Origin of the sequence: Providencia sp. PROV272, from assembly GCF_049901975.1 — a bacterium.
GTDB classification, from domain to species: Bacteria; Pseudomonadota; Gammaproteobacteria; order Enterobacterales; family Enterobacteriaceae; genus Providencia; species Providencia stuartii.
In genome coordinates this window covers 1,347,342-1,362,702 of sequence record NZ_CP096291.1, presented here as the reverse complement: position 1 = coordinate 1,362,702, position 15,361 = coordinate 1,347,342, and the positions used below count along the sequence as shown (strand labels likewise).

10 protein-coding genes are annotated in these 15,361 nt (G+C 43.0%); all 10 read right to left on the bottom strand.

Going from position 1 to position 15,361, the window contains the following annotated elements; genetic code table 11:
- Positions 1-56: 56 nt before the first annotated feature.
- Positions 57-890: a 5-deoxy-glucuronate isomerase gene (gene iolB / locus M1E93_RS06080; protein WP_004922083.1), complete on the bottom strand. Its 834-nt coding sequence runs from the start codon at positions 888-890 to the stop codon at positions 57-59.
- 143 nt (positions 891-1,033) lie between these two features.
- Positions 1,034-1,927, bottom strand: a complete 894-nt coding sequence (gene iolE, locus M1E93_RS06075) for a myo-inosose-2 dehydratase (RefSeq protein ID WP_004922086.1) — start codon at positions 1,925-1,927, stop codon at positions 1,034-1,036.
- A 32-nt stretch (positions 1,928-1,959) separates the two neighbouring features.
- The gene (locus M1E93_RS06070; protein ID WP_004922090.1) at positions 1,960-3,864 is read right to left on the bottom strand and encodes a bifunctional 5-dehydro-2-deoxygluconokinase/5-dehydro-2-deoxyphosphogluconate aldolase; all 1,905 of its coding nucleotides are present in this window, start codon (positions 3,862-3,864) and stop codon (positions 1,960-1,962) included.
- Positions 3,865-3,884: 20 nt separating this feature from the next.
- On the bottom strand, positions 3,885-5,018 hold the full coding sequence (locus M1E93_RS06065; protein ID WP_014656438.1) for a Gfo/Idh/MocA family protein: 1,134 nt from the start codon (positions 5,016-5,018) through the stop codon (positions 3,885-3,887).
- A 276-nt stretch (positions 5,019-5,294) separates the two neighbouring features.
- Positions 5,295-5,999, bottom strand: coding sequence for a 3'-5' exonuclease (locus tag M1E93_RS06060; protein WP_196715435.1), 705 nt, complete (start codon positions 5,997-5,999; stop codon positions 5,295-5,297).
- Positions 5,996-7,867 carry a DUF294 nucleotidyltransferase-like domain-containing protein gene (locus tag M1E93_RS06055; protein WP_014656439.1) on the bottom strand — a complete coding sequence of 624 codons (1,872 nt, stop codon included), beginning with the start codon at positions 7,865-7,867 and terminating at the stop codon, positions 5,996-5,998. Before M1E93_RS06055 ends, M1E93_RS06060 begins: the two co-directional genes overlap by 4 nt.
- Positions 7,868-7,883: 16 nt before the next feature.
- A complete protein-coding gene (locus M1E93_RS06050; protein ID WP_004922104.1) occupies positions 7,884-9,572 on the bottom strand; it encodes a solute:sodium symporter family transporter in 1,689 nt (562 codons plus the stop codon).
- Positions 9,573-9,692: 120 nt separating this feature from the next.
- Positions 9,693-10,679: an inositol 2-dehydrogenase gene (gene iolG / locus M1E93_RS06045; RefSeq protein ID WP_004922108.1), complete on the bottom strand. Its 987-nt coding sequence runs from the start codon at positions 10,677-10,679 to the stop codon at positions 9,693-9,695.
- A gap of 1,042 nt (positions 10,680-11,721) precedes the next feature.
- Positions 11,722-13,659 (bottom strand): 3D-(3,5/4)-trihydroxycyclohexane-1,2-dione acylhydrolase (decyclizing), encoded by a 1,938-nt coding sequence (gene iolD, locus M1E93_RS06040; RefSeq protein ID WP_014656440.1) that lies wholly within the window; start codon positions 13,657-13,659, stop codon positions 11,722-11,724.
- A gap of 12 nt (positions 13,660-13,671) precedes the next feature.
- A complete protein-coding gene (locus M1E93_RS06035; protein ID WP_004922117.1) occupies positions 13,672-15,183 on the bottom strand; it encodes a CoA-acylating methylmalonate-semialdehyde dehydrogenase in 1,512 nt (503 codons plus the stop codon).
- Positions 15,184-15,361: the final 178 nt, after the last annotated feature.

Genomic DNA, 15,361 nt, shown 5'->3' with positions numbered 1-15,361 from the left:
ACAACCTCGGCTGTTTCTCACTAATTCAAGAAACAACCGTCTGTGAGTATTAATAACTACTTTTCATCACGATGTTTAGCGGCATACGTTTCACTATTGATCCAACTATGGTCTTTTTCCCACGTAAAGAGCCACTTACGTGTCGGGCCAGCCATTACATTTAAGTAATAGTTATCGTAACCCGCCATTGTTGCCATTGGATGGTAGCCTTTAGGCACCATGACGACGTCCTTATTATATACCGCCATGCACTCGTCTAATTCACGGTCATCCGTGTAAACACGCTGCATACAAAAACCCTGAGATGGATTCAGACGGTGGTAATAGGTTTCTTCCAAATAAGTTTCTGCGGGTTCATTATCGGTATCATGCTTGTGACTTGGGTAAGAGCTTGTGCACCCTTCATCAGTAAAGACTTCAACCACCAGTAAGCTATCTGCTGATTTATTATCAGGTAGAATGTTATGAACATAACGCTTGTTATTACCATGGCCACGCTGCTCAGCATCAATGTCTTCTGGCCCTATCAAGCGTGTCGGATACGTGCCTTTACCTTTTGCTTGGCATACTGCTAGCTCTAGCGCCGTTTCTGCTTTCACCTCAACCGCTTCTTGTGCTGTCACATAAACTGCATACGGCTTTTTGCGCTCAAAAGGATCCATACGGTCGCCGATATTTTCGAATGTTTGCCCCGGCGTTTTCACCGTTGCTTTACCTGCAACCAACACTAGACAAACTTCATTCTCAGATGCCGGCAAGGAAATAGATTCACCTTGTTTGAGTTCATACACATCAAAGTGCACATATCCCCAGTTGGCGATTTCAGGCGTAATATGCTGAGTACGCTTATGCGCATCTGGAGAATGATACTTTGATAATAATTTAGACATATCGCTTACCTCGGCCTCTAAAAAATACTTTAAGCTGTGGAAGCTCAGTTACCCGAATCATCGATATCACTCGACTCATCGGGCTAACTTCACTCTTCAATTATTAGCAACTCAAATAATTGAGATTTGCTATCCATGGTCATTTAGATAAGACCTGCATCTTTCGCGAATTTATGCAGATTCTTATAGCCCATTGTCGCATAAGTCAGCGGATGAGCGATGGCAGGATCTTGCTCCGCTTCAACCACTAACCAGCCATTTTCATACTGGCTATTTTTCAATACTTTAAATACCGCTGGATAATCAACACAACCATCACCAGGAACCGTAAAGACACCCGCTAAAACAGCATTTAAGAAGCTGGTTTTACGGTTTTTCACGTCTTTTAGCACATCAGGGCGAATATCTTTACAGTGAACGTGGTTGATGCGTTTAGCCCAACGTTTCGCAACCTCGACAGGATCTGCTCCGGCAAACGTTAAGTGGCCTGTATCAAGCAGTAAACCAACTTCATCACCGGTGTGTTTCATCAGGTTATCAACATCTTCCGCTGATTCGATCACGGTTCCCATATGATGGTGATACGCGATTTGTACGCCTTGAGATAAGGTATATTTAGCGAATTCGGTTAATTTTTTACCGTATTCTTCCCATTTATCCGCAGGGAACAAAGGACGCATATGGACAGGTTTGTCTTGGTCGCCATGAATACAGTGAGTGACTTCCGCGAACACCATCACTTTTGCGCCCAAATCGCGTAATAACGCTAAGTGGCCTTGCACTGCTTCAATTTCTTCTTCTACGCTGCGAGTCAGTAGTTCGCCTGAATACCAACCTGAAACTAATTTAAGATCATGCTTTTCTAAAATTGGCCCTAAAATTTCGGCTTTACGTGGAAATTTATTGCCTAATTCAAAACCGGCAAACCCCGCCTGACGACCTTCAGTTAAACATGTTTCTAAAGGCGTTTCTGCGCCCAATGTTGGTAAATCATCATTGGTCCATGTCAAAGGGTTAATTCCGAGTTGGATTGCCATGATGAAGCTCCTGTGTATAGGTAAGAGTAAAATTATTTACGCTGACGCCATAAGGCGATCAGGTTGTGATAATTAGATTTAATGGTCTGCACTAACGCGTCATCATCCAGTTCACCTTTCATCCATGCGAGAGAAGGTTTACCAAATAAGGTGCGACCTACTGCAAACCCTTTTACAATCGATTTCCCAGCAGCAGCATTGAAACCCGCTTCTAGCTCTGATTGTGGCGCATCAAGACCCAGTAACACGACACCACGGCAGTAAGGGTCTCGCTCTTGGATCAATCTATCCACTTCATCCCAATTCTCGGCTTTCAATGGCGGCAGTTTCCACCAATCTGGCTTGATACCAAGGTTATAGAAGCGTTTGATGGCTCTGAGGTATAGTTCGTCATTACGTTCCATATCAGCCGGTAGAATAACTTCAAGCAGTAGTTCATGGCCGGATTGGCAACAAGCGCTATAGACCTCTTGTACCGTTTTTTCCTGCTCAAGGCGTAGTGGATGGTTATCTTCTGGGTGGAAGAAAACTAAACACTTCACAATATGCTCTTTTGGCCAACTGACTAGCTGTGAGCCAATATTACCGTGCTCTAAACACAGCGGTCTTGAAGCCGGTAGTTCAATTGGACGCCCAATCCACCAACCACGTCCCGTCACATCATTTAGCACGTCTTGACCAAATGTACTGTCACACAGTAGCCCCGCTTTACCTTGTAAGTTTGCTTCCTCCGCGACTTCACGGCTGGCACGGAAAATCAATTTTTTCAGATAAGGAATACATGAAACATCAGCTCCCGCCGCGCGAGCCATATCAACGAACTGAATTCGATGATCAAAAGCCATGACACACAGCTCTTCCCACTGTGTTGCACGAGTCGTAACACGATGTAAGTGATTTAACATCGGATCTAAGTCAGGGCGCGGTACAACCGCCGCACGCTCAAGATAGTTATCTAACTCAAGCTGACTTGGCATCGCCGGTGCACAGCCATGACGAGAAACCACCAGCGCGCCACACGCATTGGCATAAGTACAGGCTTTTTCCCAACCTTCCCCATTGAGATAACCGCGAAGTAAGCCCGACATAAAGGCGTCACCTGCTCCCAATACATTCAGGACTTCAACCCGTACCCCTTTGACAGTAATACCTTCATCCAAGGTGTCTGGGATTGCATCAGTAAATACTGAGCATCCAAGTGCACCTCGTTTACACACCAGTTCAGCGCCGGTCAATTGACGAATATTTTTTAGTGCTTGAATGGTGTCGGTAGAGCCACCTGCAATATGGAACTCTTCTTCTGTTCCGACAATCAGATCAAATAACGATAAAACCTCTTGCAGCTGTTCTGTCACTTTGTCCGATTCAATAAAGCGGGTTTCACCATCCCCTAATGAAGTGAGTCCCCAAAGTACTGGACGGTAATCGATATCAATCGCCGTTTTCACCCCGTTGCGTTTCGCGTATTCTAGGGCTTTTAACACTGCTGCTCGGGTTTTAGGGTGTGATAAATGGGTGCCTGTAATCGCCAGACAACGTGCCGATGCAATGTACTCTTCACTAAAGTCATCTGGCGTGATAGCCATATCCGCACAGTTTTCACGGTAGAAGATCAGAGGGAAAGTATCTTCATCTTTGATCCCCAAGATCACTAACCCAGTTAATCGCTCTTTATCCGTAATTAGATGGCTAGTATCACAACCTACCCGCTGTAATTCTTCACGGATAAAACGTCCCATGTGCTCATCACCAACACGCGCCAACATTGATGACTTCAAGCCTTGTATTGCTGTTCCGTACGCAACGTTCCCTGAAGATCCTCCGAGATACTTAGCAAAGCTACTCATATCTTCTAAGCGTGCACCTATCTGCTGTCCGTAAAGGTCAACGGCGATACGGCCCATGCAGATAACATCTAACTTCTTCTGCTTATCCATTAATTACCCCTTGAACAGAATTAATTGATTTCAGTGACTTTAACCCAACGCTGTTCTTCATAAGAACGTGCGATAGCATCGAGAATACGCGACACTTTCCAGCCCTCTTCAAAATCAGGCCACATATTTTCACCGGTCGCGACACCATCAATTAAATCGCGGACTTCAACTGTTTTTTGGTCATTAAACCCAATACCATGCCCTGCGCCATTACAGAAAGGTGCATAGTCAGGATGCTCTGGACCAACTAAAATTGTTTTAAAACCTTGGCGATTGGAAGGCTCATCATGGCGGTATAGTTTTAGCTCAGCCATTCTCTCTTGGGTGAAGGATAAAGTCCCTTTAGTACCCGTAACCACATAGGTTAACCCCATTTTACGCCCTGCCGCGATCCGTGAAGTTTCGATAACGCCCATCGCTCCACTCGCAAAACGAACCATGGCATGGGCCTGATCTTCGTTTTCTACATCGACCATCACTGACGAGCCGGCCTTTTCTGGACGCTGCTTGATGACAATTTCCATATCACCGCATACCGTTTCAATATCACCGACTAAGAATTGCGCCATGTTGACAATATGGGCTGACAAATCACCTAGAGCACCTAAACCGGCTTTTTCTTTAAAGCAGTGCCAATGGATTGGTGCATTAGGGTCTGCCATATAATCTTCATTATGAGTGCCGTAGAAATGAATAACTTCTCCAATCTCACCATTAGCGATGATCTCTTTTGCCAATTGTGCCGTTGGGTTTTTCATGTAATTAAAACCCACTAAGGTTTTCACACCAGCTTTCTCAGCGGCAGCCACCATCTCTTTCGCATCGTCAGAGTTGAGGGCTAATGGTTTTTCGCAATAAACATGTTTGCCATGCTTAATTGCTTCCATCGCCATCTCTTTGTGCAAAAAGTTTGGTGAACAAATATCGACCACATCAATGTTTGGATCCGCAACTAATTTTCGCCAATCATCCGTTGAGCGATTAAAGCCCAACTCTTTAGCACGTGCTTCGGCTAATTCAGGCGTGACTTCCGCGATCATTTCGCGAACCAATTTGCCTTTTAATGGGAAAACAGTCGGCGCTTGCGCATAAGCTATTGCGTGAGCACGACCAATATAGCCAGTACCAATCAGACCAATGCGGATTTCTTTCATTCTGTATTCTCCCTTCGTGCAACTCATCATGTGTAGCGCAAGCTAGCCCGATGTCTGTGCCTGATGTTTTTATTTGATACTGACTTTATACGGAATATTTATTTCATTTTCAACAAAACGAGAAATATTAATTTCATTATGTGATCTAGCCTTAATTTTTTGTGTAATTAGTTAATATATAAAGAAATAAAAATAATATTCTTTATATCTGATCTCACGAATGAAATAAAAAAGGGTTAAAAATGAAATGAAAATTTCAAAAAATCATTATAAATACTATTGTGAGCGCTTATAGAGTTGTTTAATAACAGGATGTTGGGAAGGGTAAATCACTTTAGATTGTGCTAAAAAGAGTTCTGCTGTAGCAATAGCATCAGAGAGCGCATTGTGGGCATCATAATCGGGTAGCTGATAACGGCTTCTTAAGGCTGACAGACTAAAATCATTACGATTAATATTCTTATGGCTTAGTAACGTTTTTTCAATGTTAAGTGTATCAAACCAGAGCAAAGGGAGTTCTTTGATATTCAATGCCTTAGAAAGAAAAGCATGTTCTATCGCACTGCCGTGCGCCAAAATACACTTACCTTTTGCTTCATGTAAAAATGATGCAATGGCGTGAGGCAACGATACCCCATCGCTGAGCTGTTCCGGCGTAATGTGGTTAATCACCGCCGTTTCTGCTTTCACCGGTTCGTTATCATTCACATAATAGTGTTGGGCGCTTTTGAGTAGGATTTTGCTATCTGCAATGGTCACCATCCCAATACTTAAAATTCTATCTTTTTCAGGATCTAACCCTGTAGTTTCTAAATCAATCGACAGAATTTGTTGGGTTTTTAATAAACTATCCTCGTTCGGTATCGGTGATTGTAAGGCTGCCTGCAATAGCTTCGGTAGTTGGGGTGAACGCAATAATTTCGCACGGCGACGTGCTAAACGCGCCAATGGCTGGTGGTAACACAGCATTGAACCTATCATTTCATCACACCTTTAGCATGATAACGTTGTTCCGCCGCTTCTTGCGTGCGAGCTATAATACGAAACGCATCTTTCAAATGATTTCGTTCAAATTGCGTGAGCCGCTGAGGCACAATTAAATTCGATAACGCATCTCCGGCTAACAATGCCCTGCGCTGGCAGCCAAATCGCACCTGATTAATAAACAAATAAGCTTCTGTTAACTCTTGGCAAGACGCTGCACTGATAATGCCTGAATCACGCGCCACTTCAAACCGAGTCAAGGTTGATGGCGTAAAAATACCAGCTTCTAATGCGTAAACTCGTGCAAGCTCCACTAATAAATTAACGGCTTGCTTTTTAATATTAAAGACACTGTGGTTTTCGCCATTTTTAACCAACACAAACTGCCTAAACATACCTAAAGGTGGATTTATGCGCGTTGAATTAGCGACCAACATTGAAAGTAACCGCTTACTTCCTTTTAAATGTGATTCTGCTGAACGCACCAATGAGTTAAACAGCACTTGGCTACCATAAAGAAACCGAATATCTAAAAAAACTGAAATGTTTAATAAGGCCAGTTGCTCAGGCTCTTTGAGCCACTGTTGATAATAGGTCTGCCACTGTGTTAACGGCTTACACCACTTGGGATTGGTCGCCATAATATGCCCAGGACAGAGAGAATAGCCGCACTCGTCTAAACCATAGCAGACATACTCTGCCAGTTGCCTAAACCAGCCCTCCTCCTCCTTAGTCACTTCACGCGCTAAAATGATCCCATTGTCTTGGTCTGAAAGATAATGCATCTCTTGTCGTGCCTGTGAACCTGCGGCAAACCAGCAATAGTCACAGGGAGGCTCTCCTAGCTCTCGTTCCGCCAGCCTTAACAATTGCTTATTAAATGCATCAGCAATTAATGTCATCATTAATTGAATAGTGTGTGATTGAACACCGGATTCAATCAAAGACTCAAACACAGCTTGCCTTTGTACCCCAAGCATTTTTAATTCAGCAAGGCTCTCTTGGCGATAAATGCGGCTAATCAAATACACCGCTTGCATGCTGTTTTTCTGCACTAAGCTCGTTGCAGTTAAAACACCAGTGATACGGTGGTTTGTCATCACTGGTAAGCTACGAATGTTATGCTGCATCATCAATTCAATGGCATTAATGATAGGAGCATTGGCTGCAATGGTGATTGGGTTTTCAGTCATCACTTTGCTGACGGGGGTTTTAATATCCAGCCCTAAAGCCACAACCCGCTTCGTCAGATCACGATCGGTAATGATCCCGAGTAATGTCTCCCCATCCATGACTAATGCCGATGAACGGTGCTTTCGCACCATCTCTTGAGCTGCATCTTGAACACTTGTGCCGGGTGTAATCACGACGATATTGCCATTTTCAATGGAGGAGACTGGATTTAAGTACAACAGGCTATCTTCTGTGAGGTTATCGATTTTGGGCCGTGATGCTAATCGCTGCCCTTCCTCACAAGCAAAATGATGGCGAACCGCTTGGTTTTGTTCCATCGCTAACAACAACGAGTCGCGAGGGATGCAATAAAGCAATGTGTTTTCTATAGCGATCACTTGGTATTCACCGGGGGATTCTGGGGTTTTGTTTAACACACTGAACCCAAAAACATCCCCAGACCCCAGCCTTGCTCTTAAGGAGCCATCCTCATAACGTTGTTCCACCGCCCCCGTTCTTACCAGATATAAACCTTGACCAGCAATTTGGTGCGGCTTCAACACTTCCCGTTGAGTCAAATAGCTAATTTCAACGCTATTTACTAATTGGTCTAGCTGCATATCATCTAAGCGATCAAATGGGTCACGCTGTGAGATAAACTGCTTAACCATCGGGATAAGTGATGGCTCCATAATACGTCACTCTCCTTTATGCATTAACCGACTGAGTTTTACCCACTAACCACGCCTTTGAGAATTTATAAATAATAAAGGTTAAAAGGATAGCGGCAAAAATATAGTAACCAATCATGACATAGCTTGGTGCACCTTGAGCCAAATAGACATACATTGAGATAGCGCCTAGTACAATCAAGCAAGCAACAGGGGTCGCAAAACGCCATGGTGAGATATCAACCTGTTCAGTATAAACATCTTCATAAGGTTTACCCGGGAAGAAGTAACCAATAGTCAGCATAAAGAGGATATTTGCGACAAACAAAATGCCCACTAAATGGAAGAAGTGGATATCTAGATCCAAAATAAAGTTACAAATGATGTAAGCAGACATACCAAACAATAAACCTAATTTTGCAGCAATGGCAGGAACACGCTTAGTCATCAAACCAACTAACACCACACTTAAAATAGGTGCGTTAAAGATACCTTGTAATTGTTGAATTAAATAGAATAGGCCATCAGGAGCATTAGCAACCAAAGGAGCTATAATCATGGTTGCCAGCGCTAAAGCGATCCCCAAATATTTACCGACTTTAACCGTCTGAGCTTCAGTCGCATTCTTATTGATACGATCTTTATAAATATTAACCGTAAATAAAGTGACCGAAGAGTTCAAACCACCACTAAATGTTGAGAAAACAGCACCAACCACCACCGCGGCAAAGAATCCAACTAAGAATTCAGGTAGAACCATGTGTACTAAGACGGGATAAGCGTTATCTGGATTATCAATTTCACCATTAAGAATATGGAATGCAATAATACCCGGTAAAATAATGATTGATGGGATGATCAACTTAAAGAACGCGCAGAGCATCACCCCTTTTTGCCCTTCCGCTAAGTTTTTAGCACCCAATGATTTTTGGACAATTGACTGGTTAGTACACCAGAAAAACATATTTGAAACAATTAACCCTGTAAATAGAGTCGAGAATGGTACGAGTGAGTCTTCATCACCAATGGAGTTAAATTTCTCTGGATGTGATTGATAGACTTCAGTTAATCCAGCCCAAGCGTTGCCATCTCCCACATAAATCAGGGCAAATATTGTCACTAATAGACCGCCAATAATCAAACCTGCGCCGTTCACAGTATCTGCAATCGCGATCGCCTTAATACCACCAAAAATGGCGTAAATAGCGCCTAAACCACCAACTCCCCATACCATAATCCACAGGGCGGTTGTTTTATCAACATTAAAAACATGTGAAACTTGGAATAAGCTTTCAAGAGCAATAGCTCCCGTATATAACACAATAGGTAGCAATGAAATCACATACATTGCGAGGAATAAAATAGAGGTAATTAATAAGGTGTTTTTATCAAAACGGCGCTCTAAATATTCCGGAATAGTCGAAATACCTAATTTAAGATATTTCGGTAAAAAATAAATAGCGAATAACACAATGGTTAATGCCGCCATAACTTCCCAAGCCATTACAATAAAACCGGTTCGGAAAGATAAACCATTTAGTCCCACAAGGTGTTCAGTAGATAAATTCATCAGTAGCATAGAGCCACCGATATACAGGCCAGTCATGGAACGGCCACCCAAAAAATAGCCCTCGGCAGACGAGGTCAAATGTGCATTTCGGGTTTTATAATAAGCAATCCCAGCAACCAATAAGGTAAAGCCGATAAATGAAAGTAGAGCCAGCATTAGTACCCCCAAGCCTTTCTATTTATAATTAGCGCATAAATTTATGTAAGGTGACTGATAAAGCGGGAATGGCATTTCCCGCTTTTTATTTAGTAATCGGTAAACAAGAGGTATTTAAAACTAAAGTTGAATTTCTTTGCCTGTTTTTAGTGATTCAAGGGCTTTGTCTGCTAAGTAAAGCGCCAATTCACCATCTGTACCTGTTGTCTCTGATTCAGCACGGCCTGCAAGGATATCGACAAAATGCTCCCATTCTGCTTTATACGCTTCGTGGTAACGCTGCAAAAAGAAGAATTCAGGTTTTGCGGATAAGCAACCAACGTCACTTAAAAACTCAACGCTGTTTTCTTTGATATTCCCTGCTGTTAACAACCCTTTTTCACCATGTAATTCGATACGTTGGTCATAGCCATAACCTGAACGACGGCTATTAGAGATGGTTGCCATGGCTCCTGATGGAAATTTCAAAATAATAAACGCGGTATCAATATCCCCTGCTTGCCCTATTGCAGGATCAACGACATTGCTACCTTGTGCATAGACTGAGCATGGGTTTTCGCCAATCATAAAGCGAGCCATATCAAAGTCATGAATTGTCATATCTCTGAACATACCACCGGAAACCTTAACGTATTCCGCTGGTGGAGGTGATGGATCCCGTGATGTAATAATTAAAGATTCAGCTTTACCAATTGCGCCTTGTTCGAATAAATTTTTCAGGTGGCGAAATTGTGGGTCATAGCGGCGGTTGAAGCCAATAAAGAGAGGTACATTGTGCTCTTTAACGCTTTTTAAGCACGCTTTAACACGCTCAAGATCTAAGTGCACCGGCTTTTCACAAAAAATCACTTTCTTATTTTTTGCAGCAAGTTCAATTAAATCTGCGTGAGTATCCGTTGCAGAAGCAATCAGAACGCCATGAACATTTGGGTCCTGCATCGCTTCTTCTGTAGATTGAACTTTCGCTTGGTACTTCTCAGCCAATGCTTGTGCATTAGGTTGGTAAGGGTCAATCACAGAGTAAAGTGTAGTTTCTTTGTGGCCGGCAATATTGACAGCATGAACCTGCCCGATACGTCCTGCGCCAAATAGTGCTATATTGAACATTGAAATGCTCCTTGAGGCGATAAATCCACTATTAGGATATGATGAAATATAACAAATAAAACATTCATTTCAATTTATAATTAATTGAAAATTATGTTTTTGAGGACTAGATAACAATTGCTATAATAAAGTGGATTTTTAGTGTTATTCTGATCACAAAATAACAATGTAAACTCAATCAATTAGCCTTTAGAGCATGCCGATAGTCACAATTAGAGTAAGGTTAATAACGGGAGATATTCAACTTAACGGATATTTTAGAATATTCATTTCATTAATTATCATTTCGTCACAGCGACTCCTTTTATTTTGACTGCCTTTTTCCTGATAAAATGAAAGAGTCGACGTGAGTTCCCCCGCTAAAACCATAAATATGGCACAAGATAAGTTCCCAGCGACTGAACGACCAACGATCAAAGGAACAGCTTTAAGATGTGAAGTGAAAGGAGTTACGCCACTTTATGCCAAGAAAACGACTTTTCAACTTTGAATTGTTGTTGCCATTTCACCAACGAGCACTTCATACCTTCACCAAAATGCGTTTTTTCTCGCACTCGGTAAAATGAGTTAACACTTGCCGTGATACATCAACCTAAATCATATTGCTTTCCCGACAATCTTCGACAATGCCCAGCCCTATTAGAGAAACATTGAGGTGTCTCTTCTTCGCTGATTGATGGTATTTTTTTCATCAATCTCACTTAGTCTTTGCCGACGCTCATCATTTTATTAAATCGCTTTTAACCTTCAATGCCCAAAATGGACAAACAAAAAACCCAGCTTTCGCTGGGTAAAAAGAAATAACCTAATGACGTCAACCACTTTAATCGTCAAATAACAACCACTGCATCCATGCAAACTTCCCGATAAATAACCTGATCTTGTCTGATTAGAGCTCATCACCGCTCTCAATATTTCAATGTGCCGATTGGCTAAGGCGTATTATTTCCCCTTATTAAACAAGCATATTTCAACTTATTTTGAGTGATGCAAAGAGATGGCTAAAGCATTTAGCCCATTACCCTCCCTACAGAGTAATGATTTAGTACTGCCGTACTCGGTTAGCAACCATGTCTTTGATTTTATCTGCTGCGGCAACCACTTCCGGTTTCTTCGCGACCTGCGCTGTTCCGGTACGCCACCACGCTTCATAACCGTTAGTCATCGTTTTAGGGAGTACTTTGATATCAATTAATACACAACCTGAATGCGATTTAGCATCCTCAATTGCGGCGATCAATTGAGCTTCATCATGTACGCGATAACTCTTACACCCATAACTTTCGGCATTTTTAGCAAAATCAACTTTAACTAATGGACCATCCATTTGCCCTGTTTGTGGGTTACGATGACGGTTTTCCGTTCCGAAACTCCCCATGCCTTGACTCATTTGCAGGTTATTAATACAACCAAAACCTGCGTTATCGAATAACAGAATGGTGATCTTCACGTTTTCTTGGATAGCCGTTTGTAACTCACTGTGTAGCATCAAATAGGAGCCATCACCGACCATCGCATAAACAGGTTGTTCCGGGGCTGCTATTTTTGCGCCAATGGCAGCAGCAATTTCATACCCCATACATGAATAACCATATTCCAAATGATAAGTATCAGGATGCTTAGGTAACCAAATACGCTGTAAGTCTCCCGGCAATGACCCTGCTGCACCAACAACGATGGCATCATCTTCCATATGGCGCTGCATTAGCCCCAAGACGCGAGTCTGTGCCAACTCTGTACCAAGCGCTTCACGATACTCCTCTAATTTATCATCAAGGTGACCCGCTATTTCTGGCACAAAATTCAATGGGCTATATTGAATCGAGAATAATCTATCTAACTCAGATTGCCACTGTTGCTTAGCTTGTTGAATACGCTCACCCCACTGTGCTTGATAGCCAGTACCTTGTAATAAAGCATCCAGTGCCGTTAGCCCTTCTTTTGCATCTGCAATAATTTTTAAGGCATCGAGCTTATAGGCATCAAACTCAGCAACGTTAATATTCAAAAACTGTACATCAGGGTGACTAAACAGCGACTTTGATGCGGTAGTAAAGTCAGTGAAACGTGTTCCCACACCAATCACTAAATCGGCTTCTTTTGCTAGTAGGTTCGCGGCTAGGCCGCCTGTTGTACCAATACCCCCCACATTTAAAGGGTGGCTTGCCACAATGGCACTTTTACCTGCTTGAGTTTCGCCAAATGGGATTGCATAGTGCTCCGCGAAAGTACGGAAGGCATCATGCGCTTCGGAATAACGCACTCCACCACCACAGACTAACAGTGGCTTTTTCTTGCTACGAATTAAACTGACCGCTTCTTCTAAACTCACGGTTGTCGCTGGACGACGTTCAATGCGATGAACACGTTTAGCAAAGAAATAGTCCGGATAATCCCAAGCTTCACCTTGAACATCTTGTGGCAAGCAGATTGTTACCGCTCCCGTATCTGCCGGGTCGGTTAAGACACGCATGGCATTGATCATCGCTGACATCAATTGCTCTGGACGAGATACCCGATCCCAATAACGCGAAACAGGCCGGAAACAATCATTCGTACTGATCGTGCCATCACCATATTGCTCAACTTGCTGTAATACTGGATCAGGCTGACGTGTTGCGAAAGTATCACCTGGCAGCAATAAAAGAGGGATGCGATTCGCGGTCGCTGTCGCAGCCGCCGTCACCATATTTGCTGCCCCCGGCCCAACAGAGGATGTCACTGCACAAATTTGCTTGCGTTTTTTCTGTTTCGCAAACCCTGTAGCAATATGCGCCATCCCTTGTTCATTGCATCCTTGATAAACTTGCAGGTGTCCAGGCGCTTCTTCTAGCGCCTGCCCTAAACCTACTACGTTACCATGGCCGAAGATGGTAAATACTCCCTGAATAAACGGATACTGCTCGCCATCAACCTCAACATATTGTTGGTTAAGAAACTTAACTAATGCCTGAGCTGTGGTCATTGTCTGCTTATTCATATGGGGCTCCATTTATTCCATAGTTGGCATTGTGAAACTGCTTTCATGATGTTCCAGACGGACACTTGCAGGCCAACGGCTGGTAACCGTTTTCATGCGTGTATAGAAACGTACGCCATCATTTCCATGAACATTCAGCGGTCCAAAGATAGAACGTTTCCAGCCACCAAAACTGTGGAAAGCCATCGGAACTGGAATTGGTATGTTAATACCCACCATCCCCGCCATCACATTCTCTTGGAATTCACGAGCCGTTTCACCATCACGAGTAAAGATAGCCGTACCGTTGCCATACTCATGTTGATTGATCAGTTTCAGACCTGTTTCAAAATCTGGAACACGCACAATGGCGAGTACTGGACCAAAAATTTCATCTTTATAGATGTCCATGTCTGGAGTGACATTATCAAACAGAGTTGGCCCTACAAAGTAGCCATTTTCAAAACCTGCCACTTTGAAATCACGTCCATCAACTAACAGGCTAGCACCTTGTTTTTCACCGCTGGTGATATAGTCACAAATTTTTGCTTTATGCTGTGCTGAAATCACAGGCCCCATATCATTTTCTTTACCATCAACGATACCCGGACCTACGGTCATTTTAGCGATTTGCTGTTTCAAGTTTGCAATCAGTGTATCTGCGGTCTCATCACCAACAGCAAGCACGACGGATAATGCCATACAACGCTCACCAGCCGCACCAAACGCCGCCCCCATAATCGCATTTGTCGCTAGGTTCATATCCGCGTCAGGCATTAGGATACAGTGGTTTTTTGCACCACCTAGTGCTTGGCAACGTTTGCCATGCTCTGAGGCTGTTGTGTAAATGTATTCTGCAATTGGTGTTGAACCCACGAAACTGACCGCCTGAACTTCAGGTGCACGAAGCAATACATCAACGGACTCTTTGTCGCCTTGAACAACGTTAAAAACACCATCGGGTAAACCCGCTTCTTTTAATAGTTTTGCTAATTCAATAGCGAGTGATGGATCTTTTTCCGACGGTTTTAGGACAAAGGTGTTGCCCGTTGCCAATGCGACTGGGAACATCCACATAGGCACCATCGCAGGGAAGTTAAATGGCGTAATGCCAGCACATACCCCCAACGGCTGCATTAAGGAGTGGCTATCAACACCGGTTGCCACATTGGCGGAATGTTCACCTTTCTGTAAATGTGGAATGCCACAAGCAAATTCAACGACTTCCAGACCGCGAGTTAATTCACCGACAGCATCTGAAAATACTTTACCGTGCTCTTTCGAAATTAAACGCGCCAAATCATCCATATTCTCTTCAAGCAGCGCTTTAAATTTAAATAGGATACGCGCACGTTTTAGTGGAGACAATTTTGACCACTTAGGGAAGGCTTTATGGGCAACCTCTATTGCCTGTTTAGTTTCAGCAGCACTGCTCAACACAACTTGAGCTGTTTGTTCACCGGTTGCAGGGTTATATACGGGTGCAAAACGCCCACTTTGGCTGGATACAAGTTCACCGCCAATGAAATTCTGAATCTGTTGCATGTTGCCTCTCTTTAGCTGATAGAGTTACCTTGTTGCTAAAGATATATGAAATATTCATTTCATTTTCAACTAAAACTGAAATAACATTCAATTTATGTGATCCAGACTGAGTTTTTATGAAATTGTCGATTGAAGATAAAGACACTGGTTTCAAAAATCGTTTTAATCAGCCCTCAGA